This window comes from Pseudomonas sp. PDM19 (assembly GCF_014852215.1).
Classification (GTDB): Bacteria; Pseudomonadota; Gammaproteobacteria; order Pseudomonadales; family Pseudomonadaceae; genus Pseudomonas.
In genome coordinates this window covers 858,123-882,342 of the sequence record NZ_JACVBG010000005.1, presented here as the reverse complement: position 1 = coordinate 882,342, position 24,220 = coordinate 858,123, and the positions used below count along the sequence as shown (strand labels likewise).

General features: G+C 66.6%; 24 protein-coding genes. 8 read left to right on the top strand and 16 right to left on the bottom strand.

Translation table 11 applies throughout. The annotated features are described in order from the left end of the window. Nucleotides 1-147: 147 nt before the first annotated feature. On the bottom strand, nucleotides 148-1,467 hold the full coding sequence (locus IB273_RS30455) for an MFS transporter (protein WP_081519153.1): 1,320 nt from the start codon (nucleotides 1,465-1,467) through the stop codon (nucleotides 148-150). A gap of 259 nt (nucleotides 1,468-1,726) precedes the next feature. On the opposite strand from IB273_RS30455, the gene IB273_RS30450 reads away from it, so the two are divergent. Further along, complete coding sequence (locus tag IB273_RS30450; RefSeq protein WP_017521585.1) at nucleotides 1,727-2,131, top strand: acyl-CoA thioesterase; 405 nt, start codon at nucleotides 1,727-1,729, stop codon at nucleotides 2,129-2,131. 52 nt (nucleotides 2,132-2,183) lie between these two features. On the opposite strand, the gene betA is transcribed toward IB273_RS30450, so the two are convergent. The 3 genes from betA to betI all read right to left on the bottom strand — a co-directional run bounded on the left by betA (nucleotide 2,184) and on the right by betI (nucleotide 6,107). Beyond that, a complete protein-coding gene (betA, locus tag IB273_RS30445; RefSeq protein ID WP_192225732.1) occupies nucleotides 2,184-3,866 on the bottom strand; it encodes a choline dehydrogenase in 1,683 nt (560 codons plus the stop codon). A 128-nt stretch (nucleotides 3,867-3,994) separates the two neighbouring features. Beyond that, the gene (gene betB, locus IB273_RS30440) at nucleotides 3,995-5,467 is read right to left on the bottom strand and encodes a betaine-aldehyde dehydrogenase (RefSeq protein ID WP_192225731.1); all 1,473 of its coding nucleotides are present in this window, start codon (nucleotides 5,465-5,467) and stop codon (nucleotides 3,995-3,997) included. A gap of 46 nt (nucleotides 5,468-5,513) precedes the next feature. Further along, on the bottom strand, nucleotides 5,514-6,107 hold the full coding sequence (gene betI / locus IB273_RS30435) for a transcriptional regulator BetI (protein WP_192225730.1): 594 nt from the start codon (nucleotides 6,105-6,107) through the stop codon (nucleotides 5,514-5,516). Nucleotides 6,108-6,465: 358 nt separating this feature from the next. On the opposite strand from betI, the gene IB273_RS30430 reads away from it, so the two are divergent. Beyond that, nucleotides 6,466-7,026: an HdeD family acid-resistance protein gene (locus IB273_RS30430; RefSeq protein WP_081519150.1), complete on the top strand. Its 561-nt coding sequence runs from the start codon at nucleotides 6,466-6,468 to the stop codon at nucleotides 7,024-7,026. Next, complete coding sequence (locus IB273_RS30425; RefSeq protein WP_167523245.1) at nucleotides 7,019-7,189, top strand: hypothetical protein; 171 nt, start codon at nucleotides 7,019-7,021, stop codon at nucleotides 7,187-7,189. Before IB273_RS30430 ends, IB273_RS30425 begins: the two co-directional genes overlap by 8 nt. A gap of 1 nt (nucleotide 7,190) precedes the next feature. Here IB273_RS30425 and IB273_RS30420 read toward each other — a convergent pair whose 3' ends face one another. Further along, nucleotides 7,191-8,402 carry a YeeE/YedE family protein gene (locus tag IB273_RS30420; protein WP_192225729.1) on the bottom strand — a complete coding sequence of 404 codons (1,212 nt, stop codon included), beginning with the start codon at nucleotides 8,400-8,402 and terminating at the stop codon, nucleotides 7,191-7,193. A 210-nt stretch (nucleotides 8,403-8,612) separates the two neighbouring features. After that, complete coding sequence (locus IB273_RS30415) at nucleotides 8,613-10,073, bottom strand: PLP-dependent aminotransferase family protein (RefSeq protein WP_192225728.1); 1,461 nt, start codon at nucleotides 10,071-10,073, stop codon at nucleotides 8,613-8,615. Nucleotides 10,074-10,190: 117 nt separating this feature from the next. Between IB273_RS30415 and IB273_RS30410 the strand changes: the two genes are divergently transcribed. The 3 genes from IB273_RS30410 (at nucleotide 10,191) to IB273_RS30400 (ending at nucleotide 12,326) form a co-directional block, all read left to right on the top strand. Further along, nucleotides 10,191-10,640: a GNAT family N-acetyltransferase gene (locus IB273_RS30410; protein WP_151188743.1), complete on the top strand. Its 450-nt coding sequence runs from the start codon at nucleotides 10,191-10,193 to the stop codon at nucleotides 10,638-10,640. A 12-nt stretch (nucleotides 10,641-10,652) separates the two neighbouring features. Then, nucleotides 10,653-11,333, top strand: coding sequence for a GNAT family N-acetyltransferase (locus IB273_RS30405; RefSeq protein WP_192225727.1), 681 nt, complete (start codon nucleotides 10,653-10,655; stop codon nucleotides 11,331-11,333). An 81-nt stretch (nucleotides 11,334-11,414) separates the two neighbouring features. Further along, nucleotides 11,415-12,326, top strand: a complete 912-nt coding sequence (locus IB273_RS30400) for a D-hexose-6-phosphate mutarotase (RefSeq protein WP_192225726.1) — start codon at nucleotides 11,415-11,417, stop codon at nucleotides 12,324-12,326. Between the two features lie 129 nt (nucleotides 12,327-12,455). Here IB273_RS30400 and IB273_RS30395 read toward each other — a convergent pair whose 3' ends face one another. The 4 genes from IB273_RS30395 to purE all read right to left on the bottom strand — a co-directional run bounded on the left by IB273_RS30395 (nucleotide 12,456) and on the right by purE (nucleotide 15,118). Further along, the gene (locus IB273_RS30395) at nucleotides 12,456-12,998 is read right to left on the bottom strand and encodes a DUF3299 domain-containing protein (RefSeq protein WP_151188746.1); all 543 of its coding nucleotides are present in this window, start codon (nucleotides 12,996-12,998) and stop codon (nucleotides 12,456-12,458) included. A gap of 85 nt (nucleotides 12,999-13,083) precedes the next feature. Beyond that, complete coding sequence (locus tag IB273_RS30390) at nucleotides 13,084-13,329, bottom strand: GlsB/YeaQ/YmgE family stress response membrane protein (RefSeq protein WP_081519143.1); 246 nt, start codon at nucleotides 13,327-13,329, stop codon at nucleotides 13,084-13,086. Nucleotides 13,330-13,532: 203 nt separating this feature from the next. After that, the gene (locus tag IB273_RS30385; protein WP_192225725.1) at nucleotides 13,533-14,618 is read right to left on the bottom strand and encodes a 5-(carboxyamino)imidazole ribonucleotide synthase; all 1,086 of its coding nucleotides are present in this window, start codon (nucleotides 14,616-14,618) and stop codon (nucleotides 13,533-13,535) included. An 8-nt stretch (nucleotides 14,619-14,626) separates the two neighbouring features. Further along, nucleotides 14,627-15,118: a 5-(carboxyamino)imidazole ribonucleotide mutase gene (gene purE / locus IB273_RS30380; protein ID WP_017521570.1), complete on the bottom strand. Its 492-nt coding sequence runs from the start codon at nucleotides 15,116-15,118 to the stop codon at nucleotides 14,627-14,629. Nucleotides 15,119-15,436: 318 nt separating this feature from the next. Here purE and adhP point away from each other — a divergent pair, with 318 nt between their 5' ends. After that, nucleotides 15,437-16,471 (top strand): alcohol dehydrogenase AdhP, encoded by a 1,035-nt coding sequence (adhP, locus tag IB273_RS30375; RefSeq protein WP_081519141.1) that lies wholly within the window; start codon nucleotides 15,437-15,439, stop codon nucleotides 16,469-16,471. A gap of 97 nt (nucleotides 16,472-16,568) precedes the next feature. Here adhP and IB273_RS30370 read toward each other — a convergent pair whose 3' ends face one another. The 4 genes from IB273_RS30370 to IB273_RS30355 all read right to left on the bottom strand — a co-directional run bounded on the left by IB273_RS30370 (nucleotide 16,569) and on the right by IB273_RS30355 (nucleotide 21,739). After that, nucleotides 16,569-18,995 carry a TonB-dependent siderophore receptor gene (locus IB273_RS30370; protein WP_192225724.1) on the bottom strand — a complete coding sequence of 809 codons (2,427 nt, stop codon included), beginning with the start codon at nucleotides 18,993-18,995 and terminating at the stop codon, nucleotides 16,569-16,571. Between the two features lie 114 nt (nucleotides 18,996-19,109). Then, on the bottom strand, nucleotides 19,110-20,114 hold the full coding sequence (locus IB273_RS30365) for a FecR family protein (protein ID WP_192225723.1): 1,005 nt from the start codon (nucleotides 20,112-20,114) through the stop codon (nucleotides 19,110-19,112). Beyond that, nucleotides 20,111-20,698 carry an RNA polymerase sigma factor gene (locus tag IB273_RS30360; RefSeq protein ID WP_192225722.1) on the bottom strand — a complete coding sequence of 196 codons (588 nt, stop codon included), beginning with the start codon at nucleotides 20,696-20,698 and terminating at the stop codon, nucleotides 20,111-20,113. The genes IB273_RS30365 and IB273_RS30360 overlap by 4 nt, the downstream gene beginning before the upstream one ends. 126 nt (nucleotides 20,699-20,824) lie before the next feature. Beyond that, nucleotides 20,825-21,739, bottom strand: coding sequence for a LysR substrate-binding domain-containing protein (locus tag IB273_RS30355; protein ID WP_045214108.1), 915 nt, complete (start codon nucleotides 21,737-21,739; stop codon nucleotides 20,825-20,827). A gap of 211 nt (nucleotides 21,740-21,950) precedes the next feature. Here IB273_RS30355 and IB273_RS30350 point away from each other — a divergent pair, with 211 nt between their 5' ends. Next, nucleotides 21,951-23,375: an aspartate ammonia-lyase gene (locus tag IB273_RS30350; protein WP_081519137.1), complete on the top strand. Its 1,425-nt coding sequence runs from the start codon at nucleotides 21,951-21,953 to the stop codon at nucleotides 23,373-23,375. 285 nt (nucleotides 23,376-23,660) lie between these two features. Here IB273_RS30350 and IB273_RS30345 read toward each other — a convergent pair whose 3' ends face one another. Next, entirely contained in the window at nucleotides 23,661-23,957 is a 297-nt protein-coding gene (locus IB273_RS30345) for a cell division protein ZapA (protein ID WP_192225721.1), read from the bottom strand. Further along, complete coding sequence (locus tag IB273_RS30340; protein ID WP_138213642.1) at nucleotides 23,954-24,184, bottom strand: hypothetical protein; 231 nt, start codon at nucleotides 24,182-24,184, stop codon at nucleotides 23,954-23,956. The genes IB273_RS30345 and IB273_RS30340 overlap by 4 nt, the downstream gene beginning before the upstream one ends. Nucleotides 24,185-24,220 lie beyond the last annotated feature (36 nt).

Below are 24,220 nucleotides of genomic sequence, written 5' to 3'. Positions count from 1 at the left end.
ACCACCACTCTCAACTTCAAATCTCTGTAAGTACTTGATTTTCAAGTTCTTTCAGCGCTTCGTCGCTGGGAGTGGTGCGCATTATAGGGAGTTTAAATCGGCCGTCAACGACTAATTTAAACTTTCTGCAAAAAACTGTCCGGTCGATCAGTTTATGGCCATTCCCTGCCCTACCAACCTGCGCTCCTGGCGCAACAGGTAGGCACCCACCAGCAGGCCAACCACGCACAGCGCCACTACATAATAAGCCGGGCCCAGCGGGTCTTCCTTCATAAGGAGGGCAACCACCATGGGTGTCAGGCCTCCGAAGATGGCGTAGGCCAGGTTGTAGGAGAAGGACAGGCCGGTGAAGCGCACCACCGCCGGGAAGGCGTTGACCATCACGTAAGGCACCGCACCGATGACGCCGACGCACAGGCCGGTGACCGCATACAGCGGGAACAGCCAGTCCGGATGCGCCTTGAGGCTGGTGTAGAAGGTCCAGGAGACGACGCCCAGCAGGATGCTTCCATATATAAAGGTGCGGCCCGCGCCGAAACGGTCGGCGAGACGCCCGGACAGGATGCAGCCGACGCTCAGGCAGACGATAGCCACGCTGTTGGCCTTCAGCGACGTAGCCGCGTCGAAGCCATAGACGGTCTGCAGCACCGACGGGGTCATCAGGATCACCACCACGATGCCGGCGGACAGCACCCAGGTCAGTAGCATGGACAGCACGATGGCCGGGCGATGCTCACGCACCACCACACCCAGCGGCACCTCATCGGCCAGTTGCTTGCGCAGCTGCAGCTCGGCGAATACCGGCGTCTCGTGCAGCCAGCGGCGCAGGTAGACGGAGAACAGACCGAAGATGCCGCCCAGCAGGAACGGAATACGCCAGGCGTAGCCCTGCACTTCCTCGGCGCTGTAGACGCTGTTGATCAGGGTCGCGACCAGCGAACCGATGAGGATGCCCGCGGTCAGACCCGACGTGAGCGTGCCGCAGGCATAGCCCACATGACGATGGGGGACGTGCTCGGCTACGAACACCCAGGCACCCGGGACCTCACCACCGATGGCTGCGCCCTGGATGACACGCAGCAGCAGGAGCGCCAGCGGCGCCCAGATTCCGATCTGCGCGTAGGTGGGCAGCAAGCCCATGATCAGCGTGGGAACGGCCATCAGGAAGATGCTCAGGGTGAACATCTTCTTGCGGCCCAGCAGGTCGCCGAAGTGGGCCATCACCACCCCACCCAGCGGACGGGCCAGGTAGCCGGCGGCGAACAGGCCGAAAGTCTGCAGCTGGCGCAGCCAGTCGGGCATGTCGGCGGGGAAGAACAGCTTGCCGACCACGGTGGCGAAGAACACGAAGATGATGAAGTCGTAGAACTCGAGGGCGCCGCCCAGGGCGGACAGCGAAAGAGTCTTGTAGTCGCTGCGGGTCAACGGACGTGACGCGGGCGCGGCAGGAGCGTTCACAGAAGGCATGGTGCTTGTTATCTCTGCAGGCAAGGAGGCTGCGGCCGGCAGCCGCAGGTGCCGCACCATAGCAAATTGCGCGGAGGCGACACAGCGGCCGCGCCCGCGGGAATTTCATCCCATCCTGCGGTCGTCGCGCCGGTCCTCCCTCTATATAATGCGGGCAGGCCGATCAAAAGCTGTCCCAAGGCCTTGCGCCGGCAGGTGTCTTGGGAGAGTTTTTCCATACCCTCACCATGAGTACGCCGGGGGCAAGAGGCCCTTACCTATGATCGAGCTCGAACAAGAAGATCCTATCCCGCAAGGCGACCTGGCCTTGCAGATCACCGCCCTGCCGCGCGAGACCAACGGCTTTGGCGACATCTTCGGTGGCTGGCTGGTGGCGCAGATGGATCTCGCCGGAACCGCCATGTCCAGCCGCATTGCCGGAGGCCGCGTGGCCACGGTAGCCATCGACCGCATGGCCTTCCTGGTCCCGGTCGCTGTCGGCGCGCAGCTCTCCTTCTATACCCAGACCCTGGAAGTGGGCCGCAGCTCGATCCGCATGCTGGTCGAGGTATGGAGCGATGACCCGCTGTCCAGCGAATGGCGCAAGGTCACCGAGGCAGTGTTCGTCTTCGTTGCCATCGACGGTAGCGGGCGTACCCGACCGGTTCCTCCACGTCGTGGATGAAAACTGAAAACGCCGGCATTCTCGCCGGCGTTTTCGTTTCTATCTTTCAGAATCAGCGCTGCGGTTTCCCGCGTACCGGTGCACCTTCGGCCTTGAAGTAGTCGGCGGTGCTACGCGGCAGCGACGGGCGACCGCGCACCTTATCGGCGAGCTTCTCGGCCATCATGATCGTGGTGGCGTTGAGGTTGCCGGTGATGATCAGCGGCATGATCGACGCGTCGATCACCCGAAGCCCTTGCATGCCGTGCACGCGGCCTTCGCCATCGACCACCGCCATGTCGTCGTCGCCCATCTTGCAGGAGCAGGACGGGTGGAAAGCCGTTTCTGCGTGTTCGCGGACGAAGGCATCGAGGTCGGCATCGCTCTGCTTGTCCAGGCCCGGACTGATCTCGCGACCACGATAGGGATCGAGTGCCGGCTGGTTCATGATCTCGCGGGTGATGCGGATGGCGTCGCGGAATTCCTGCCAGTCCTGCTCGCAGGACATGTAGTTGAACAGGATGCTCGGGTGCTTGCGCGGATCACGGGACGTCACGTTGATCCGCCCGCGGCTGGGAGAGCGCATGGAGCCGACGTGAGCCTGGAAGCCGTGCTCGCTCACCGCGTTGCTGCCGTTGTAGTTAATCGCCACCGGCAGGAAGTGGTACTGGATGTTCGGCCACTCGAATTCCGGGCGGCTGCGGATGAAACCGCCCGCCTCGAACTGGTTACTCGCGCCCAGCCCCGTACCGAGGAACATCCACTGGGCGCCGATCTGCGGCTGGTTCCACCATTGCAGCGCCGGGTACAGCGACACCGGCTGCTTGCAGGCGTACTGCAGGTACATCTCGAGGTGGTCCTGGAGGTTCTGGCCGACGCCGGGCAGGTCATGCACGACCTCGATGCCCAGGTCACGCAGCAGCGCGGACGGGCCGACGCCGGAGCGCTGCAGCAGTTGGGGAGAAGCGACGGCGCCGGAGCACACCAGCACTTCACGGCGCGCGCGGACTTCCTTCAGCGCGTTGTCATCGCCATGCAGATAGGTCGCGCCGATGGCGCGCTTGCCGCTGAACAGGATGCGGTCGGTCAGCGCATGGGTGACGATGGTCAGGTTCGGCCGCTCGCGGGCCTGGTCCAGGTACCCACGGGCAGTACTGGCGCGCCGTCCTTGCGGGGTGACGGTGCGGTCCATCGGACCGAAGCCTTCCTGCTGGTAGCCGTTGAGGTCCTCGGTACGCGGGTAACCGGCCTGCACGCCGGCCTCGACCATGGCGTGGAACAGGGGGTTGTTGCCAGCCTTGGGCGTGGTGACGCTCACTGGACCATTGCCGCCGTGGTAGTCGTTGGGGCCGATGTCGCGGGTCTCGGCCTTGCGGAAGTACGGCAGACAGTCGAGGTAGGTCCAGTCTTCCAGCCCCTTCTCCTGCGCCCAGCCATCGAAGTCCATGGCGTTGCCGCGGATGTAGCACATGCCGTTGATCAGCGAGGAGCCGCCCAGGCCCTTGCCGCGTCCGCACTCCATGCGGCGGTTGTTCATGTGCGGCTCCGGGTCGGTCAGGTACGCCCAGTTGTAGCGACGGCCCTGCAGCGGGTAGGCCAGCGCCGCCGGCATCTGCGTGCGGAAGTCGGCGCGGTAGTCCGGGCCGCCGGCTTCGAGCAGCAGCACGCTGACGTCGGCGTCCTCGGTCAGGCGGGTAGCCAGTACGTTACCGGCGGAACCCGCGCCGATGATGATGTAGTCGTATTCCTGGGACATGCAGGCCTTCCTCTTTTTCAGGCACGACACCGCCCGCGACGCGTGCGCGCCGGTGTCTGCGTGTTGGGAATGGCCGGTGGTCAGGGAGTCATGCCTGCGACCGGCCTTTCATGGCTCGATCGCGGCGATCAGAACACCGAGGTGTAGTCGCCCAGCTCTACCTGTACGGATTTGATGCGAGTGTAGTGAGCCAGGGTAGTCAGGCCGTTCTCACGACCGACACCCGATTGCTTGTATCCGCCAACCGGCATCTCGGCCGGCGACTCGCCCCAGGTGTTGATCCAGCAGATGCCCGCTTCCAGGCGGTGAATCGCCCGGTGCGCGCGGGCCAGGTCCTGGGTCACGACGCCAGCGGCAAGACCGTACTCGGTGTCGTTGGCGCGGCGGATGGCCTCGTCTTCGGTGTCGTAGACGAGGATGCTCATGACCGGCCCGAAGATTTCCTCGCGGACGATGGTCATGTCGTCACGGCAGTCGGTGAACACGGTCGGCGCGACATACGCGCCCTTGCCGAACTCGCCCTGGGTGACGCGCTCGCCACCGCACAGCAGGCGGGCCTTCTGTTCCTTGCCGGACTCGATGTAGGAGAGAACGCTCTCCATGTGCGGGAAGCTCACCAGCGGGCCGAAGTTGGTGTTCTCGTCCTGCGGGTTGCCCAGGCGGATGCGCTTGACGCGCTCCAGCACCTTGGCCTCGAAGCGCGCCTGCAGGTTGCGCGGGATGAACACGCGGGTACCGTTGGTGCAGACCTGGCCGGAGCTGAAGAAGTTGGCCATGACGGCGATGTCGGCGGCACGGTCGAGGTTGGCGTCCTCGAAGATGATCAGCGGCGACTTGCCACCCAGCTCCATGGTGACTTCCTTGAGCGAGGAGCTGGAAGCGCTGGCCATGACCTTCTTGCCGGTGGAGGTGCCACCGGTGAAGGAAATCTTCTCGATCAGCGGGTGTTCGGTCAGCCACTGGCCGACTTCGCGGCCGCTGCCGGTGAGCACGTTGAACACGCCATCGGGCAGGCCGGCCTGGGTGTAGACCTCGGCCAGCTTCAGCGCGGTCAGCGGGGTGACTTCGCTGGGCTTGAAGATCATCGCGTTGCCCGCGGCCAGGGCCGGGGCGGATTTCCACAGGGCGATCTGGATCGGGTAGTTCCAGGCGCCGATGCCGGCGACCACGCCCAGCGGCTCGCGGCGGGTATAGACGAAGCTGGTGTCGCGCAGCGGGATCTGCTCGCCCTCGATGGCGGGCACCAGACCGGCGTAGTACTCGAGCACGTCGGCGCCGGTGACGATGTCGACGAAGCGGGTCTCGGCCAGCGGCTTGCCGGTGTCGAGGGTTTCCAGCTCGGCGAGCTCGTCATTGCGCTCGCGGAGGATGTCCACGGCGCGACGCAGGATGCGCGAGCGCTGCATGGCGGTCATCGCCGCCCAGACTTTCTGCCCTTCCACCGCCGCCTGCACGGCGCGCTCGACGTCTTCCTTCGAGGCGCGTTGTACCTGGGCGAGGACTTCACCGTTGGCCGGATTGATGGTCTCGAAGGTGGCGCCGCTGGTGGCTTCCACGTAGCGACCGCCAATGTAGAGCTTCTGTACTTCGAATCGAGCCATGGTGCGGTGGTCCTCTCTTGTCGGTGTCAGCGCAAGGCTGCGCCCGCTATCCGGGGCGCTTGGCCAGTTGTTGGTCGAGGTAGTCGTAGGCAATCGCCAACGCCTGCTCGGTGTCGAAGGCATCGCCCGAGAGCGCGCCCCGCAGCCAGAGGCCGTCGATCAGCGCGGCCAGGCCGCGAGCGGCGCTGCGGGCCTGGACCAGCGGCAGTTCGCGGCGGAACTGGCTGCACAGGTTCGAATACAGCCGGTGGTCGTTGATCCGCTGCAGTCGGCGCAGCGCCGGCTGGTGCATGCTGGTCGCCCAGAACGCGAGCCAGGTTTTCATGGCCGGGCCGTTGACCTGGGAGCTATCGAAGTTGCCGGCGATGATGGCCCGCAGGTGCGAGCGCGGTTCGTCGTTGCGCAAGGTAGCGCGGCGCTCGGCGACAGCCTTGCTCAATGCCGACATCAAATGTCGCATCGTCGCTTCCAGCAGCCCGTTCTTGTCCTGGAAGTAGTGACTGATGATGCCGTTGGAGACCCCCGCCAGGCGGGCGATCAGGGCGATGCTGGCGTCGCTCATGCCCACCTGGTCCACCGCCTCGAGGGTCGCGTGGATCAGCTGGGAGCGGCGAATCGGCTGCATACCGACCTTGGGCATTTTTCAATCTCCTCTTCGCCGGGCGTACCTGTGCCGTCCGGCGATAATGTGGGCCAGTCTATTCGTTTTTTATTGAACGCTCAATCAACTAAGAATATGCTGCGTTGCATCAACAGCTCCGAGGCGCCCGCATGGCGGGGCCCGTACCGTTCATCGCTACGCCACCGGCAAGGATCGCAGAATCCGCGCCGGATGTGTCGCAGCCGCTCTCCCCGGTGACGTCGCCTGACGGCACCTGCCCGTTGCGACGGGCCTTTCACAGCCCGGCCATGCCGGGCTTTCTTTTGCCCCATGTCAGGGCCTGCGCCGCGCGCCAGCGACTATGGTTTCAGCCATACCCCTCGCGAGGATCGCCGCCATGTCGCAACACCCGCTCTGGCAAGCCCTGGGCCGCCACTGGAAATGGATCGCCCTGCGCGGCGTCGCTGCCTTGCTGTTCGGCATCCTGGCCATGGTCTGGCCGGGCATCGTGCTGACCGTGATGGTGCTGTTCTTCGGCGCCTATGCCTTCGTCGACGGCTTGTTCACGCTGATCGCCGCCGCACAGATGCGCGAATCCGGCCGGCCGCTGTGGCCGCTGGTGCTGGTGGGCTTGCTGGGGATCGCCGCCGGGCTGATCGCCTTCCTCTGGCCGCAGCTGACCGCGCTGGGCCTGCTGATGCTGATCGCCGGCTGGGCGCTGGTGATGGGCGTGCTGCAGATCATCGCCGCAATCCGCCTGCGCAAGGCGCTGCAGAACGAATGGTGGCTGGGGCTTTCCGGCGCGGTATCGGTGCTGTTCGGCGTGCTGATGATCGGCAATCCGGGAGCCGGGGCGATCGCCGTGGCCTGGGTGATCGGCGCCTACTCGGTGTTCTTCGGCGCCCTGCTCATCATGCTCGCGCTGCGCCTGCGCAAGACGTCGACCTTCAATGCCTGAGGAGCGGGACTGGTGCCTGCTGCGCCTGGACGACAACGGCAACCGCTTCGTCATGCGCCGCCAGCTGAGCCGTGCCGAGGCCGAAGCCCTGGCGCAGGACTACCAGGCCCGCGGCCACCGACAGACCTACTGGGCGGAGCGCGAGACGCCCCGCCCAGCCTGACTCAGCAGCCGGTCAGGCGCGCTTCCACGCGCTCGGCGGGGAAGAAGATCGGGCGCAGACGCACGCCCACCGCGTTGCCGAAGAACGCCGCCACCAGCCACAGCCAGCCGTGCAGGCTGCCGGAAGCGATGCCGCTGAAGTACGCACCGATGTTGCAGCCGTAGGCCAGGCGCGCGCCGTAGCCCAGCAACAGGCCGCCGATGACTGCTGCGATCAGCGAGCGCGCCGGGATCTTCAGACTCGGGGCGAAACGGCCGGCGAGACCGGCAGCCAGCAGCGCGCCGATCATGATGCCGAAGTCCATCACGCTGGTGACGTCCTGCCAGACCGGCGCGGCGAGCGCCTTGGCATTGGCTTCGACCTGCCAGAAGGCCCACTGGTCGACGGCGATGCCGAGGCTCTCGAACGCCTTCGCGCCCCACAGGGCAAAGGCCGATGTGACGCCCCACGGACGCCCGGCCAGCGCCAGGGTGGCAAAGTTCAGCAGCGCCAGCGCCACGGCGCCCCACACCAGCGGCCAGGGGCCACGGAAGAACCGGCCGATGCCCTTCTCGCCATTGCTGGCGATCAGCTCCAGCACGCCATGTCGGCGTCGCTCCAGCACCACGCTGACGGCGGCGATGGCGGCGAACAGCGCGAGGCTCAGCGCCAGCGCCGGGAACAGGCCCAGCGACTGCACGATGGAGGTCGGCGGCAGCGACGGCAGGGCGAACCACCAGCCGATATGGTGGGTGGCGACCACCGAGCCGACGATGAAGAACAGCAGCGTCACCAGCATCCGCGCGTTGCCGCCACCGACAGTGAACAATGTGCCGGAGGCGCAACCGCCGCCCAGCTGCATACCGATGCCGAAGATGAAGGCGCCGACGATGACCGACGTACCGGCCGGCGACACCAGCCCCTTCACCGGTTCGCCGAACAGCGTGCCGGCGGCCAGGGCCGGGAAGAACAGCAGCACGGCCAGCGCCAGCATCACCATCTGCGCACGCAATCCGGCGCCACGGCGTTCACGGATGAACACGCGCCAGGCGGAAGTGAAGCCGAAGGCGGCGTGGTAGAGCGTCAGCCCCAGCGCGCCGCCGACCAGGAACAGCAATGCCTGCCGGCCGCTCACCACCTGGGCGAGGAACAGCGCGCCCGCCAGCAGCAGGAGGAAGGCGACCCAGGGCGCCGTTGACTTGCGCTCGGGAACGGTGGACAGGGCTAGACTCATGGCGACTCCGGGGCATTTTCGAGAGGGGCGATATTCTAGGGAGCCTAGTGCCTCCCGCCAACTTCGTAAGGCAGCTAAGGAAATAGCCGGAAGTTACAAGCCTCCGGAAAAACCCCAGCCGACCGTAGGGCGCATAACGCCCCAAGCGTTATCCGCCGCCTCGATTGCCGCGAAGCCCGGATGGCGGATAACCGTAAACAGTTATCCGCCCTACGTTCGAGCCCAGGCCTTGCGCAGTGCCTTGAGTGCCTCGGCGATCCGCGCCTCCGGCACTGCGGCAAAGCCCAGCACCAGTCCGGCACGCTGATCCGCTGGCTCGCTGGACTCCGGCAACCAGTAATCGCTCAGGGCGTTCACCTCTACGCCAACCGCCGCCGCGCGCTGCACCAGTTCCAGCTCGCGTTCGCGGCTGTCGACGCGCACGCACAGGTGCAATCCCGCCTCGACAGCTGGCATCGGCGCGCACCCAGCCACCTCCGGCCAGCCGCGCAACAGCGCGTCGCGACGGCTGCGGGCGGCGCGGCGCATCCGGCGGACGTGGCGCTGGAAGTGTCCTTCGGCGATGAAGTCCGCCATCACCCGCTGGGTGCCGACTTCGGAATGCCGCACATCCAGCGCACGGCGGCGGGCGAAGGCCTGCGCCAGTGCCGGCGGCACGACCAGGTAGCCCAGGCGCAGCGCCGGGAAGGCGATCTTGCAGAAGGTGCCGACATAGAGCACGCGGCCATGGCGATCCAGCGCCGCCAGCGGCATCAGCGGCGTGCCGCTGTAACGGTACTCGCCGTCGTAGTCGTCCTCGACTATCCAGCCACCGCTGCGCTCGGCCCACTCCAGCAGCTCCAGGCGCCGCGCCAGCGACAGGGTCACGCCGGTGGGGTACTGGTGCGACGGCGTGACGTAGACCAGCCGGCAGTCCGGCAGCTGTTCCAGCTGCGCCGTGCACAGGCCATCGGCATCCACCGGCACACCGTGCAGGCGCGCACCCGCCGTGGCGAATGCATGGCCGGCGGCGCGGTAACCGGGGTTCTCGATGGCCGCGCCGTCACCTTCGGCGAGCAGCACCTGGGCGCACAGCGCGATGCCCTGCTGGGCGCCGCTGGTGATGATGATCTGTCCGGCGTCGCAGTGCAGACCACGGGTGGTACGCAGGTAGGCGGCGACCAGTTCGCGCAGGCGCTGCTCGCCGGCCGGGTCGCCGTAACCCAGGCAATCCAGCGGCGGATCGCGCCAGAAGCGCGCCTGCAGCCGCGCCCAGGTATCGAAGGGGAAGAGGTCGAAGGCCGGCACGCCGACCCGGAACGCCCGTGGCGCGCCGGTGGGCGGCAGCGGCAGATGGTGCCGCGCGAGGCGCTCCAGCGAGGGCGCATCCGGGCTGCGGGCTTCGCTGCGAACCGCATCGACCGAGGGCTGAACCCGCTCCGCCACATAGGTGCCATCGCCCGTGCGGCCTTCGATGTAACCCTCGGCGTAGAGCTGCTCGTAGGCGCGCACCACGGTATTGCGGGAAACCCCCAGCGATGAAGCCAGATCGCGGCTGGCCGGCAGCCGCGAGCGGGCCGCGAGACGACCATCGAGGATGCGCTCGCGCAACGCCTGAAACAGTTGCACGCCCAGCGGGCGGGCCGGATCGAGACGAATACCGGAAGGGTTGAAAGGCAACGGGACGCTCATGGAGAAGGCTACCAGGACGACGGCAATGGTTCCCTTGATTTCACCATGAATGGCTCTTTAGCAGAACCAATTCCCGACCTAGTCTGGAAGCATTCCAACGCACACAAGGTTGTCAGCATGTCTTCCGCCGTCGAGATCCGCCCGATCAGCGCCGCTGATCACACCGCCTGGCTGCCGCTCTGGCAGGGCTACCAGCGCTTCTACAAGACCACCATCGACGAGGCCACCACAGCCGTCACCTGGCAGCGCTTCCTCGATGCGGCCGAACCGATGCACGCGGCCCTCGCCTGGCGCGATGGCGTGGCCATCGGCATGGTGCACTTCATCTACCACCGTTCCTGCTGGACCCAGGGCGACTACGTCTACCTGCAGGACCTGTTCGTTGCCGAAGGCCAGCGCGGCGGCGGCATCGGCGCGCAGCTGATCGAGCACGTCTACGCCGACGCCCGCGCCAATGGCGCCTCGCGGGTGCACTGGCTGACCCACGAGAGCAACACCGACGCCATGTTCCTTTATGACCGGATTGCCGACCGCTCCGGGTTCGTCCAGTACCGCAAGATCCTCTGAGCCGGAGCGCCCATGAACGAACAACCCCTGCTGAACTGGCGCCCCGCCGCCAGCCCGGAACGCCGTACCCTGACCGGCCGCTACGTCAACCTCGTAGCGCTGGACGTCGCCCTGCATGGCGACGACCTGTGGCAGGCACTGCAAGGTCCGGATTCCGACCCGCTGCTGTGGGACTACCTGCCCTACGGCCCCTTCCCCGAGCGCGCGCCTTTCGACGCCTGGCTGGCGGGAAACGCAGCGAGCAACGATCCGCTGTTCTTCGCCGTGATCGACCGTACCAGCGGCCGCGCCGTCGGCCTGCTCAGCTACCTGCGGATCTTCCCGAAAGACGGCAGCATCGAGATCGGCCACATCGCCTACGGCCGCGTGATGCAGCGCTCGCCGGCCTCCACCGAAGCGGTCTACCTGCTGGCGCGCTGGGCCTTCGAGATGGGCTACCGCCGCCTGGAATGGAAGTGCAACGCGCTCAACGCCCGTTCCATGCGTGCCGCCGTGCGCCTGGGCTTCGTCTTCGAGGGCACCTTCCGCCAGGCCACGGTGGTGAAGGACCGCAACCGCGACACCGCGTGGTTCTCCATCATCGACAGCGAATGGCCGCGCTGCCAGCGGGCCTTCGAAAGCTGGCTGGACGCCGCCAACCTCGATGCCGACGGCCAGCAGCGCGAACGGCTCGAAGCCTTGCGCCAGAGCTGATCTTTTCATTCTCCGGGAACTGCCCGCTGCGCGAAGGATCGGTGATACTGAAACTTTCGCAGCGCAGTCCCGGAGACCCCCATGAGCAGCGACATCCAGACTCCCCGCGTCGAGCAGGTACAGATCGATCAACTGTCCTGCTGGCGCATCCACACCGCCCATGGTGAAGCCCTGATCGCCCAGCAGGGTGCGCAACTGCTCAACTACCAGCCCCACGAACAGCCGCCGCTGGTGTGGCTGAGCGAGACCGCCGAGTACCGCCACGGCCAATCCGTGCGCGGCGGCGTGCCGGTGTGCTGGCCCTGGTTCGGCAACCTGGACCGCAATCCGGTGGACATCCGCACCGCCTACCAGGGCGACAAGCCGCCAGCCCACGGCCTGGTGCGCGCCCTCGACTGGCAGCTGGACGACATCGCCGACGAGCAGGGCCAGCTGTCGGTGCACTTCAGCTACGACGCCAGCCACGGCCTGCCCGGCTGGGCGCACTCGGCGCGACTGGAACTGGTGATGCGCTTCGGCGAACGCCTGACCCTGGAAATGACCACCCACAACCTCGGCGACAAACCGCTGCCGCTGACCCAGGCGCTGCACACCTATTTCGCCGTCAGCGACTGCCGCCAGGTGAGCATCGAAGGCCTGCAGGGCAACCGCTACCTGGACGCCATGGAGAACTGGGAGGAGCGCCAGCAGCACGGCCTGATCCGCTTCACCGGCGAGACCGACCGCGTCTACCTGGACGTGGAGAAGACCCTGGTAATCCAGGACCCGCTGTGGGAGCGCGGCATCCACGTCAAGGCCGGCGGCTCGCGCTCGGCGGTGGTGTGGAACCCCTGGATCGACAAGGCCGCGCGCCTGTCGCAGATGCCCGACGATGCCTGGACCGGCATGCTCTGCATCGAGACCGCGCGTGTGATGGACGACGCCATGAGCGTGGCGCCGGGGCGCAGCGAGACCATGAGCGTGGAAATCTGGGGCGAGCCGCTGAAGGCCTGATGGCCCCATGCCCGACGGCCAACGCCGGTATTTACCTGTAGGAGCGCGCCATGCGCGCGATCTCGGGCATGGCGCGCTCCTACAAGGGAGCCGCCGGCTACGTAGCAAAGAGCTTCGAGACGGGGGTACTTAAAGGTCGCTCTCTTCCACCGGCCGCACCTTGGCGTCGTCGATGGCGTAGGCCGCGTCGGCCAGGTCATTGCTGACCTTCTCCACCTTCAGCGTGCCGCTGACCCAGATCGGGTTGTAGATGTCGTCGATCTGGATGCCCTTGGGGTAGCGCACCAGCACGATCTGGTTCGGCGGCGGCGGCGGCACGTGGATGCAGGCGCCCGGGTAAGGCACCAGGAAGAACTCGGTGACACGGCCCTTGGCGTCGTTCTCCAGCGGCACCGGGTAGCCGCCCAGGCGCAACGCTTTGCCGTTCAGCGCGGCCACGGTTCTGGTCGAATACATCACCTGCGGCAGCTTCTTGTCGGACTGCTTCAGCCCGCCCTTGCTGGTGAAGGTGCCGTTGGCCTCGGGGCCGTTGTGGGTGATTTCCGGCATGTCCTCCAGCGCCTTGCGGTCGCTCGGCGGCATCAGGGACAGCCAGTCGGTTTCGGGAAGTTCGGCGGCGGACGCCAGGGAAGTCAGCAGGATCAGACAGCAGGCGAGCAGTGGTCGGCGCATCGTGGACTCGAAGGGCCCGGTCGGGCACAGGCGGCAGGGGCTTCCTGCGCCCTCCCCCTGGGCGGGAGAGGGGCGGAAATCACCGTCAATTCTTCTTGATCAGGCCGTAAATGACCAGCAGCACGATGGCGCCGATCACCGCGCCGATGAAACCTGCCGCCTGACCGGCCGCGTAGATGCCGAGCGCCTGGCCGCCGTAGGTCGCCAGCAGCGAGCCGCCGATGCCGATCAGGATGGTCATGATCCAGCCCATGCTGTCGTCGCCCGGCTTCAGAAAGCGTGCGATGAGTCCGACGATCAGGCCGATGACGATGGTTCCGATGAAGCCCATGACAGTCCCTCCTTGTGGGATGTGCGCGGCGTATTCGCGCGTGTCATGGGACAGTGTAGGAAAGCCTCGCGTTCCGTGTATTCCCGCGCGCCAGAGCGACCCGCAGTGTTTCGTGGGCCTTACAGCACTCCGCCGATCGCCCATGAAAAAAGCCGCGTCAGCGATTGACGCGGCTTTCTCCTGTCACCTGGATCGGCGGGCCGTCAGACCTTGGCGATCAGCGCCTCGACTTCGGCGATGCGCGCCATCAGGGTCGGCAGGTCGGCGCTGCGCAGGGTGGCGTGGCCAACCTTGCGCCCGGCCTTGAAGGCCTTGCCGTAGTGGTGCAGGTGGCAGTCGGCGACGTTCAGCACCTCGGCCACCGGCGGCACTTCGCCGATGAAGTTGAGCATGGCGCTCTCGCCCACTTTCGCGGTCGAGCCCAGCGGCAGACCAGCGATGGCGCGCACGTGGTTTTCGAACTGGCTGCACTCGGAACCTTCGATGGTCCAGTGGCCGGAGTTGTGCACGCGCGGGGCGATCTCGTTGGCCTTCAGGCCGCCGTCGACTTCGAAGAACTCGAAAGCCATCACGCCAACGTACTGCAGCTTGTCCAGCACGCGGCCGACGTAGTCTTCGGCCAGCGCCTGCAACGGGTGCCCGGTACTCGCCACGGAGAGGCGCAGGATGCCGTTCTCGTGGGTGTTGTGCACCAGCGGGTAGAAGCGGGTTTCGCCGTCGCGGGCGCGGACCGCCACCAGCGAGACTTCGCCGGTGAAGGGCACGAAACCTTCGAGGATGCACGGCACGCTGCCCAATTCGGCGAAGGCGCCGGTGACGTCCTCGGCCTTGCGCAGGACCTTCTGGCCCTTGCCGTCGTAGCCCAGGGTGCGGGTCTTCATCACCGCCGGCAGGCCGATGCTGGCTACCGCGGCGTCGAGATCGGCCTGGGACTGTACGTCGGCGAAGGCCGGGGTCGGGATGCCCAGGTCCTTGAACATGGACTTCTCGAACCAGCGGTCGCGGGCGATGCGCAGCGACTCGGCGTTCGGATAGACTGGCACGAACTGCGAGAGGAAAGCCACGGTCTCGGCCGGCACGCTCTCGAACTCGAAGGTCACCACGTCGACTTCATCGGCCAGCTGGCGCAGGTGGTCCTGGTCGCTGTAGTCAGCGCGGATGTGCTCGCCCAGGGCTTGCGCGCAGGCGTCCGGCGCCGGGTCGAGGAAGGCGAAGTTCATGCCCAGCGGGGTACCCGCCAGGGACAGCATGCGGCCCAGCTGGCCGCCACCGATGACACCGATCTTCATGGTCGTACTCAGGCCTCGCGCGGATCGGGATTGTCCAGCACCGTCTCGGTCTGGGTGGCGCGGAACTGCTTCAGCGCCTCGTGGTATTGGGGGTACTTGGCGCCCAGGATGCTGGCGGAAAGCAGGGCTGCGTTGGTCGCGCCGGCCTTGCCGATGGCCAGGGTGGCGACCGGGACGCCGGCGGGCATCTGCACGATGGACAGCAGCGAATCGACGCCCGAGAGCATGGAGGACTGTACCGGCACGCCGAGGACCGGCAGGTGGGTCTTGGCGGCGCACATGCCCGGCAGGTGGGCGGCACCGCCGGCACCGGCGATGATCACTTCGATGCCACGGCCATCGGCCTCTTCGGCGTACTGGAAGAGCAGGTCCGGAGTACGGTGGGCGGAAACCACCTTCACTTCATACGGAATGCCGAGCTTGTCCAGCATGTCTGCGGTGTGGCTCAGGGTGCTCCAGTCGGATTTGGAACCCATGATCACGCCAACCAGTGCGCTCATCGTCGTGCCTCTCTCAAGTGCGCTCTTGGGCGCGTCAGAAACCAACAAGCCACGACTCCGTGAGGGCGTGGCTTGTACGTGGCCAAACCGGCGGGCAGTGCCGGCTTGAAGGCGGCGCAGTATACCGCAAAGACTGTGCGGCAGTGCACTGGGCATGACCGTTGGTCCCGATTTCGTCATTCCACCATCGACAAGGCCTGCGACGACCGCGGAAAAGCTTGCCGCAGCTCAAGATGGCCTAGGCTCAGAGGCTCAGACTCGTCTGACACGAACCTGCCCGGATGGGGCAGGTCCCTCACCCTTCAAGGAGCGAGCGCAATGTCCACGACCCTGCCCACGACCATGAAAGCCGCTGTCGTCCACGCCTTTGGCGAGCCACTGCGGATCGAGGAAGTCAAAGTCCCACTGCCCGGCCCCGGGCAGATCCTGGTGAAGATCGAGGCGTCCGGCGTCTGCCACACCGACCTGCATGCCGCCGAAGGCGACTGGCCGGTGAAGCCGAGCCTGCCATTCATTCCCGGCCATGAAGGCGTCGGTTTTGTCGCTGCAGTCGGCTCCGGCGTCACCCGTGTGAAGGAAGGCGACCGCGTCGGCGTGCCCTGGCTGTATACCGCCTGCGGCTGCTGCGAACACTGCCTGACCGGCTGGGAAACCCTCTGCGAGAGCCAGCAGAACACCGGCTATTCGGTGAACGGTGGCTATGCCGAATACGTGCTGGCGGACCCGAACTACGTCGGCATCCTGCCCAAGGACGTCAGCTTCCTGGAAATCGCGCCGATCCTCTGCGCGGGCGTCACCGTCTACAAGGGCCTGAAGGAAACCGGCGCGCGCCCCGGCCAGTGGGTGGCGATCTCCGGTATCGGCGGCCTCGGCCACGTGGCTGTGCAGTACGCCAAGGCCATGGGCCTGCACGTGGTGGCGGTGGACGTGGATGACGCCAAGCTGGAGCTCGCCAGGCGCCTGGGCGCCAGCCTGACCGTCAACGCGAAGAAGGAAGACCCGGTCGAGGTGGTGCAGCGCGATATCGGCGGCGCCCACGGCGTACTGGTCACGGCGGTGTCCAACAGCGCCTTCGGCCAGGGCATCGGCATGGCCCGTCGCGGCGGCACCGTGTCGCTGGTCGGCCTGCCGCCGGGCGACTTCCCCACGCCGATCTTCGACGTGGTGCTCAAGGGCCTGCACATCACCGGCTCCATCGTCGGCACCCGCGCCGACCTGCAGGAAGCCCTGGACTTCGCCGGCGAAGGCCTGGTGAAGGCCACCGTCGCCTCCGGCAAGCTGGACGACATCAACGCCATTCTCGACCGCATGCGGGCCGGGCAGATCGAAGGGCGGATCGTGGTCGAGATGTAGGCCTCTGCGCGGGGTGGACTCCTACCCCGCGCCTCACCTGTAGGGCAAATAACCCGGAACGGGTTATCCACCCTACAAAGCGACCGCGTCTTCCGGATCAGAACTCCACCGTGGTCGAGAACTCGAACTGCCGCGGCTCGCCGATAGCCACGTAGAGGTTGTTCGCCGCCGACGGGTAGTAGGTGCGGTCAAACAGGTTCTTCACGTTGAACTGAAAACCGACGTTATGCCCGCCCAGCCGGGTGTCGTAGCTGGCGAAGGCGTCGGCCACGGTGTAGGACGGCAGCTCGAAGGAGTTGGACGGATCGCCCGCGCGCTTGCCCACATAACGCGCGCCGCCCCCAAGACGCAGATCGTCGCCGCCGAGCAGCGAGCCGGCGTCGTACACCGCCGTCAGCGAGGCGGTCTCCTTCGCCACGTTCTGCAGGCGGTTGCCTTCCAGCTCCGGGTCATCGGTCACTTCGGCGTCCAGCCAGGCGTAGCTGCCGAGCAGGCTCCAGCTTTCGCTCAGTTGGCCGGTGACGTCCAGTTCGGCGCCATAGGAGCGCACCTTGCCGGCGGTGCTGACACGGCTGTCGCCGTTGGCGTCGAGCTGGGTGACCATCACGTTGCGCTTGCGGATGTCGAAGAGCGCCAGGTTGGCGGTGACGCGGCCGGGGATGTCGAGCTTGCCGCCGATTTCCCAGGACGAAGCCTCCTCAGGCTGGATCGCCGAGTCGATCACCTCGCCGGTGGAGAGCGGCGCAATGGTGGAGTTGGGCTTGAACGACTGGGTGTAGCTGCCGTACAGCGAGACCTCGTCGTTGACCTTGTAGACCACACCCGCGCGCGGCACCCACTTCTGCCCGCTGATGTCGGTGTTGGCCTTGAACGGCCGGCCGCGCCCGGCGTACTGGTCGTACATCTGGTAGCGCCCGCCGGCGACCAGAATCCAGTGGTCGTCCAGGTGCCAGGAATCCTGCAGGAACAGCGAGTCGCTGCGCAGCTTGTCGGTCTGGTCGCTGTCGCTGGCGCTGACGCTGGTAGCGGGAGAAATCTGCCCGTAGACCGGGTCGAGGTAGTTCAGGGTGGTGTTCTTGGTGTCGCGGATCAGGTCGGCGCGGTAGATCTTGCGCTTCTCGCTGTCGATGCCGACCACCAGCTCGTGGCGAAAGCCACCCAGTTGCAGGTCGCCGTTCAGGCTGGCGGTGGCGAAACTGTCGCTGCTCACCGCGCCGTGGGTGCCGTCGACGCGGCGGGTCACGGTGCCGTTGCTGTTCACCTTGGTCACCCGCGCCTGGTTGTCGTCGTAGGTCTCGCGGGTCCAGCCGTAGGCGAAGTGCGCCTTCCAGGCATCGTCGAGACGGTGTTCGATATCCAGGCGGCTCAGGTCGGAGCGGCCTTCGGTGATGTTGAACGGCTCGTCCAGCCGGCGGGTGCGCGGGATATCCAGCGGCCTGTTGGTACGCGGATCGATGGCGGTGCCACGGTCGAACGGCGTCTTGAACTCGCGATGCTCGTAGCTGAGGTTGACCGTGGTGTCCTCGCCGAACCAGGCCAGCGACGGCGCAACGAGGGTCTCGCGCTGCTGGCCGAAATTGCGCCAGTAGTTCTCGTCCTGGTGATCGACGATCAACCGGTAGGCCAGGTTGCTTTCACCCAGCGCGCCGGTGCTGTCGATCTGCGCGCCGCTGCCCTGCTTGCCATGGGCGAAGGTCGAGCCGCGCAGGGTGACGGCGTTGTACTGCTGCAGCTGCGGCTTCTTGCTCACCACGTTGACCACGCCGCCCGGGTCCTGGATGCCGTAGAGCACGGAGGCCGGGCCCTTGAGCACCTCGACGTGATCGGCGGTGGCGGTGAGGTTGCGGCCCAGCACCGAGGGCAGTCCGTCACGCATGATCGAGCCGTCGCGGTTGTCGCCGAAGCCGCGCTTCATCACCGCATCCTGGGTGCCGCCGAGGGTATTGGCCTGGGTCACGCCGCTGATGTTGCCCAGCGCGTCGTCGAGGTTGCGCGGCTTCTGGTCGCGCAGCGCCTGCGCCGGGACGGTGACGATGCTCTGCGGGGTCTCCAGTACCGGCGTATCGGTGCGGCCGATGGAGGCCACCGGCGCCGGCTGGTAGCTGGTGGCGGCGGCCTGGCCGGTGACGGTGGTGTCGGTCAGGCTCAGGGGATCGGCGGGCAGGCGCTCCAGGGTCAGGGTATGACCGTCGAGGGCGCGGAAGCGGTAGCCGGAACCAGCGAGCAGGCGGTTCAGCGCGTCGTTGGCGCTGAGCTGGCCAGAGACTGCCGGGGCCTTGAGGTCGTACGGCGTTTCATCGGTGTAGACCACGCTCAGGCCGGTCACCCGGCTGAACTCGCTGAGCGCCTGGGGCAGCGGCTGGGCGGTGATGGCGAACCCATGTTTCGCCAGTAGCGCGGAGCTGGCGGCGACTTCATCCGCCAACGCGGCCGGCGCCTGCGCGGCGACCAGGGCGGTGCCGAGCACGAAGGCGGCGAGCGGTTTCAGGGACAGTTCGGGAACAGCGCGGCGCAGCGGAATCATCGGGGGCTCACTTGCTCGAAAGGTCGATACCACATGCGAATAAATCGCATTCATGACCATTACACGGAGCAGCCGAGGCAGTACCTCACCCCTTTTCGGAATTATTTTTCGCGCTCAGCGAATCAGCACGAAACGCCCGAGCAGCGGCTGCTGGCGGAAGCCCACCACCGCCTGCAGCGAATCCAGCGCAGCCTGTGGGTCGGCGCTGCGGAAACTGCCGCTGACCCGACGCTGCGCCAGTTCGTTATCGAGCAGCACGATGCGCCCCGGATAGTAGGTACCCAGGCGCTCCAGCACCTCGCTCAGCGGCGCGCGGTAGAAGGTCAACCAGCCCTGACGCCAGGCCAGCGCGGCCTGGGCGTCGGCGGGCTGCGCGTCGCCCAGCTTGGTGCCGTCGATACCGATGCGTTCGCCCGCGCCGAGCACCACTTCCGGCACGCCAACCGCGCGGCTGCCACGCACCGAGACGCGGCCTTCGGCGATGGTGACGCGGGTCTGCTCGCCCAGGCGGCGGACTTCGAATTCGGTGCCCAGCACCCGCGCTTCGCCTTCACCGGCGCGCACCACGAAGGGCTTGGGCAGGTGCTTCACGGCAAAGGACGCGGCACCACGCAGCAGGTCGACACGGCGTTGCTCGCCATCCAGGGAAACCGCAACGGCGCTGTCGGCATCCAGGGTCAGGCGCGAGCCATCGTTCAGGGTGATCTCGCGCACTTCACCCGGCGCACTGACGTAGTCGGCGGACAGATCGGTGACCCAGTTGCCCGGCGACCACCAGCCACCGGCCCAGAGCATCAGCAGCAGGCAGGCGGCGCTGGCCAGCGGATAGCCCCAGCGTCGGTTATTACCTTGCGCACGGCGGATGGCGGGACGATCCATCTGCACCAGATAGGCGTTCAGGACAGCGTCCTCCTCCGCCGCCAGCCGTTGCGCCGGCGCGGCACTGGCCTGCCACAGCGCATCGACTTCGGCATAGGCGCTGGCGTGCCGGGGATCAGCCGCCAGCCACGCCTGGAAAGCATCCAGCCAGGCTTCGCCGCCACGATCCTGCAGACGCAGCAGCCACTGGCGCGCCTGACGCTGGGCGTCCTCGGGCGAGGTGGCGATTTCAGGCTTCATCGGTCAGCGGCTCCACGGCGAGTGGCCGGCGCGGCGGGCATCAGGCTCGCCTTGCAGGCATCGAGGGCGCGCATCATATGTTTTTCCACCGCGCTCTGGGAAAGCCCCACGGCCGTGGCGATCTCGCCGTAGGTGCGGCCGTGCACGCGGCTGAGCAGGAAGATGTGGCGAGTGCGCTCGGGCAACTGGCGCAGGGCGTCTTCTATGAGGGCCAGGTCGGCGCCGGCCTGCACGGCCTGTTCCGGCGAAGGCTGGGCATCGTCGTCATCGGGCAGCAGCGCGCTCAAGGTGCGGCCGCGCGAGTCCTCGCCACGCAGATGGTCGATGGCGAGGTTGCGCGCACTGCGCAGCAGGTAGCTGCCGAGTTCTTCCACCGGTGCCTGCGGGCGCTTCCAGAAGCGCAGGAACAGGTCCTGCACCAGGTCCGCTGCGGTGGCGCGGCAGCCGACGCGACGCCGCACCAGTGCCTCCATGCGCGGGCGCTGGGTCAGGAACACCTGCAGGAAGTCCTCGCGCGGCAGTGCCTCGGCGGGCGCCGGGGCGTCCGCGGCACGGGAGTCGGCCGGGCGGTCGGAATGGGGCATCGGGGACGGAGGCTCGCCAGCGGTCCGCACCGAAGCCGGCGCGAGGGGAAGACCCTGGAAAGCCGCAAATGATAATGCTTATCAAATAAACGGAACAGCCCCGGTCGTCCGCCTCCGCACGGCGGATCAGGGCGTCTCGTCCAGCCCCAGGCCGCCTTCCAGCTTGCGCCAGAGCAGGCGAATCTGCGCCTTGCGCACCAGCGCGCAGCGGTACAGGCGGATTTCCTGCGGGACGATCCAGTGCGGGCCGCCGCACAGCGCCAGCTCGCCGCGCGCCAGCTCCGACTCCATGCTCAGGCGCGGCACCCAGGCCACGCCCATGCCCTGCAGCGCCATGCTCTTCAGGCTGTCGGCCATCGCCGTTTCATAGACAGTGGTGTAGCGCAGGTTGCGCTGGCGCAGCAGCAGGTTCACCCCGCGACCGAGGAAGGCACCGGCACTGTAGGCCAGCAGCGGCACGCTCTGACCGCTGTCCAGGTCGTAGAGCGGCACGCCGGCGGAGTTCACCGCGCACACCGGCAGCATCTCGGTACGGCCCAGGTGCAGCGAGGGGAAGACTTCCGGGTCCATCTGCAGCGCGGCGTCCGGGTCGTAGAACGCCATCATCAGGTCGCAGCCGCCTTCGCGCAGCAGGTGCACCGCCTCGCCGACGTTGGTCGCCACCAGGCGGCTGGCGATGTTCAGGCCCTCGGAGCGCAGGCGCGAGATCCACGCCGGGAAGAAGCCCAGCGCCAGGGAGTGCGCGGCAGCGAACTGCAGCACCTCGCCCTGCCCGCCTTCCAGGTGGTGCAGGTGACGCACCACCTGGCCGAGCTGCTCGACTACCGCGCGGGCGGTGACCAGGAACAGCTGACCGGCCTCGGTCAGCTCGATGGGCGTGCGCTGGCGGTTCACCAGGGTCAGGCCGAGGGCGTCTTCCAGGCTGCGGATGCGCCGGCTGAACGCGGGCTGGGTGACAAAGCGCTTTTCAGCGGCCTGGGAAAAACTTCGGGTGGTGGCCAGGGTGCTGAAGTCTTCCAGCCATTTGGTCTCGAGGTTCACGTCAACTCCAACGCTGTCACACGCTGATCGATTGGTCAGGAGCCGGGCGCGCGTAGCACAGTCATACGCTCGCCGTCATCAATTCGTCACAGGGTACATTATGCCGTTCGTGCATGAGGCAGCCTTTAACAGCATTGGCCGACGAAAGGCGAAATCCCTAGTCTACCGGGCATCGCGGCACTGGCCGTGTTCCTTTGAGACAATCCCTGTCATGTCCCCTGTTGCATCGTTCCGCATCGAGAAAGACCTCCTCGGCACCCTCGAAGTACCTTCTGACGCCTACTACGGCATTCAGACCCTGCGCGCTGTGAACAACTTCCGTCTCTCGGGCGTGCCGCTGTCGCACTACCCGAAACTGGTCGTCGCCCTGGCGATGGTCAAGCAGGCGGCAGCCGATGCCAACCACAAGCTCGGCCACCTGCCGGCAGACAAGCACGCCGCCATCAGCGAAGCCTGTGCTCGTCTGATCCGTGGCGATTTCCACGACCAGTTCGTGGTGGACATGATCCAGGGTGGCGCCGGCACCTCGACCAACATGAACGCGAACGAAGTCATCGCGAACATCGCGCTCGAAGCCATGGGCCACACCAAGGGTGAGTACAAGCACCTGCACCCGAACAACGACGTGAACATGGCGCAGTCGACCAACGACGCGTACCCGACCGCCATCCGCCTGGGCCTGCTGCTCGGCCACGACACCCTGCTGGCCAGCCTCGACAGCCTGATCCAGGCCTTCGCCGCCAAGGGCGTCGAGTTCGCCGGCGTACTGAAGATGGGCCGCACCCAGCTGCAGGACGCGGTGCCGATGACCCTCGGCCAGGAATTCCACGCCTTCGCCACCACCCTGGGCGAAGACCTCGACCGCCTGCGTCGCCTGGCGCCGGAACTGCTGACCGAAGTGAACCTCGGCGGCACCGCGATCGGCACCGGCATCAACGCCGACCCCGGCTACCAGAAGCTGGCTGTCGAGCGCCTGGCCGAAATCAGCGGCCAGCCGGTCGTCCCGGCTGCCGACCTGATCGAAGCCACCTCCGACATGGGCGCCTTCGTGCTGTTCTCCGGCATGCTCAAGCGCACCGCGGTCAAGCTGTCGAAGATCTGCAACGACCTGCGCCTGCTGTCCAGCGGCCCGCGCACCGGCATCAACGAGATCAACCTGCCGCCGCGTCAGCCGGGCAGCTCGATCATGCCGGGCAAGGTCAACCCGGTGATCCCGGAGGCCGTGAACATGTGCGCCTTCGAAATCATGGGCAACGACCTGGCGCTGACCATCGCTGCCGAAGGCGGCCAGCTGCAGCTGAACGTGATGGAGCCGCTGATCGCCTACAAGATCTTCGACTCGATCCGCCTGCTCCAGCGCGCCATGGACATGCTCCGCGAGCATTGCATCACCGGCATCACCGCCAACGTCGAGCGCTGCCACCAGCTGGTGGAGCACAGCATCGGCCTGGTCACCGCGCTGAACCCGTACATCGGCTACGAGAACTCCACCCGCATCGCCAAGATCGCGCTGGAAACCGGCCGCGGCGTACTGGAACTGGTTCGCGAGGAACAGCTCCTGGACGAAGCCACCCTGGCCGACATCCTGCTGCCGGAAAACATGATCGCCCCGCGCCTGATTCCGCTGCGCGCCTGATCACCCGCCCGGCGCGAGCCGGGCACGTCTCACCGGTTGAGGGGGAGTACTCCTTCCTCACCTTTCAGGGATTGGTTACCCCCACTCCCTTCTTTTATGCCCGGCGCGGCGGACTTGTCCGAAGCGCCACGTCTCACCGGTTGAGGGGCCTCCTGGCCCACTCTCCTTTAGAAGGGACACCGCTTACCCCGGTGTCCCCTTTTTTTTGCCTGCGTTTCGGGTACGACAAAGTGCACCGCGAACATCGTCCGCGATGCCCTGCATGTACAAAAGAGACGCGCGGGATCAGTCCTGCCGTTGCAGGTGATCGAGAATCCGCCGATTGAGGGCGGCGATACGCTCTACGGCGTCCGCCTCGTCGCACTCCCCGTGCTGCGCGCCGAGCTGACGGGCACAGAGGTTGAGCGCGGAAAGCACCATCAGCTCATTGCTGGTGACGTAGGGGAATTTCTTCTTGCTGGCGGTGATCTCCGCCTGCAACAGCGCGGCCGCGTCCTGCAGCCGGCGCTCTTCACCGGCCGGCGCCCGGACGCTGTATTCGCGCCCGAGGATGCGCAGGACGCGGACGCCGTCGCCACTCATGCGTGGGCGCGGCTGTCGCTGACGCGGCGGATCAGCGCCTGCAGGCGGGTGGCCGTGGCGTTGTGCTTCTCTTCCTGCTCCATCAGGGACAGCTGCAGGCTGTCGTTTTCCTCACGGGCCTTGAGCAGCTCTTCACGCACAGCGGCGTTGTCCTGCACCAGCACTTCGTTCTGCTGCAGCAGTTCGGCGACCAGCTGTTCAAGTTGTTCGAGGGTGGAATCAAGCATGGGAGCCTCCGCAAAGCCTTTCAAAGGGTGCGGAGG

What these genes read in the sequence shown, in the direction of transcription:
- IB273_RS30455 (WP_081519153.1), bottom strand. Translation starts at nt 1,467, where the DNA reads ATGCCTTCTGTGAACGCTCCTGCCGCGCCCGCGTCACGTCCGTTGACC.
- IB273_RS30450 (WP_017521585.1), top strand. Translation starts at nt 1,727, where the DNA reads ATGATCGAGCTCGAACAAGAAGATCCTATCCCGCAAGGCGACCTGGCC.
- betA (WP_192225732.1), bottom strand. Translation starts at nt 3,866, where the DNA reads ATGTCCCAGGAATACGACTACATCATCATCGGCGCGGGTTCCGCCGGT.
- betB (WP_192225731.1), bottom strand. Translation starts at nt 5,467, where the DNA reads ATGGCTCGATTCGAAGTACAGAAGCTCTACATTGGCGGTCGCTACGTG.
- betI (WP_192225730.1), bottom strand. Translation starts at nt 6,107, where the DNA reads ATGCCCAAGGTCGGTATGCAGCCGATTCGCCGCTCCCAGCTGATCCAC.
- IB273_RS30430 (WP_081519150.1), top strand. Translation starts at nt 6,466, where the DNA reads ATGTCGCAACACCCGCTCTGGCAAGCCCTGGGCCGCCACTGGAAATGG.
- IB273_RS30425 (WP_167523245.1), top strand. Translation starts at nt 7,019, where the DNA reads ATGCCTGAGGAGCGGGACTGGTGCCTGCTGCGCCTGGACGACAACGGC.
- IB273_RS30420 (WP_192225729.1), bottom strand. Translation starts at nt 8,402, where the DNA reads ATGAGTCTAGCCCTGTCCACCGTTCCCGAGCGCAAGTCAACGGCGCCC.
- IB273_RS30415 (WP_192225728.1), bottom strand. Translation starts at nt 10,073, where the DNA reads ATGAGCGTCCCGTTGCCTTTCAACCCTTCCGGTATTCGTCTCGATCCG.
- IB273_RS30410 (WP_151188743.1), top strand. Translation starts at nt 10,191, where the DNA reads ATGTCTTCCGCCGTCGAGATCCGCCCGATCAGCGCCGCTGATCACACC.
- IB273_RS30405 (WP_192225727.1), top strand. Translation starts at nt 10,653, where the DNA reads ATGAACGAACAACCCCTGCTGAACTGGCGCCCCGCCGCCAGCCCGGAA.
- IB273_RS30400 (WP_192225726.1), top strand. Translation starts at nt 11,415, where the DNA reads ATGAGCAGCGACATCCAGACTCCCCGCGTCGAGCAGGTACAGATCGAT.
- IB273_RS30395 (WP_151188746.1), bottom strand. Translation starts at nt 12,998, where the DNA reads ATGCGCCGACCACTGCTCGCCTGCTGTCTGATCCTGCTGACTTCCCTG.
- IB273_RS30390 (WP_081519143.1), bottom strand. Translation starts at nt 13,329, where the DNA reads ATGGGCTTCATCGGAACCATCGTCATCGGCCTGATCGTCGGACTCATC.
- IB273_RS30385 (WP_192225725.1), bottom strand. Translation starts at nt 14,618, where the DNA reads ATGAAGATCGGTGTCATCGGTGGCGGCCAGCTGGGCCGCATGCTGTCC.
- purE (WP_017521570.1), bottom strand. Translation starts at nt 15,118, where the DNA reads ATGAGCGCACTGGTTGGCGTGATCATGGGTTCCAAATCCGACTGGAGC.
- adhP (WP_081519141.1), top strand. Translation starts at nt 15,437, where the DNA reads ATGTCCACGACCCTGCCCACGACCATGAAAGCCGCTGTCGTCCACGCC.
- IB273_RS30370 (WP_192225724.1), bottom strand. Translation starts at nt 18,995, where the DNA reads ATGATTCCGCTGCGCCGCGCTGTTCCCGAACTGTCCCTGAAACCGCTC.
- IB273_RS30365 (WP_192225723.1), bottom strand. Translation starts at nt 20,114, where the DNA reads ATGAAGCCTGAAATCGCCACCTCGCCCGAGGACGCCCAGCGTCAGGCG.
- IB273_RS30360 (WP_192225722.1), bottom strand. Translation starts at nt 20,698, where the DNA reads ATGCCCCATTCCGACCGCCCGGCCGACTCCCGTGCCGCGGACGCCCCG.
- IB273_RS30350 (WP_081519137.1), top strand. Translation starts at nt 21,951, where the DNA reads ATGTCCCCTGTTGCATCGTTCCGCATCGAGAAAGACCTCCTCGGCACC.
- IB273_RS30345 (WP_192225721.1), bottom strand. Translation starts at nt 23,957, where the DNA reads ATGAGTGGCGACGGCGTCCGCGTCCTGCGCATCCTCGGGCGCGAATAC.
- IB273_RS30340 (WP_138213642.1), bottom strand. Translation starts at nt 24,184, where the DNA reads ATGCTTGATTCCACCCTCGAACAACTTGAACAGCTGGTCGCCGAACTG.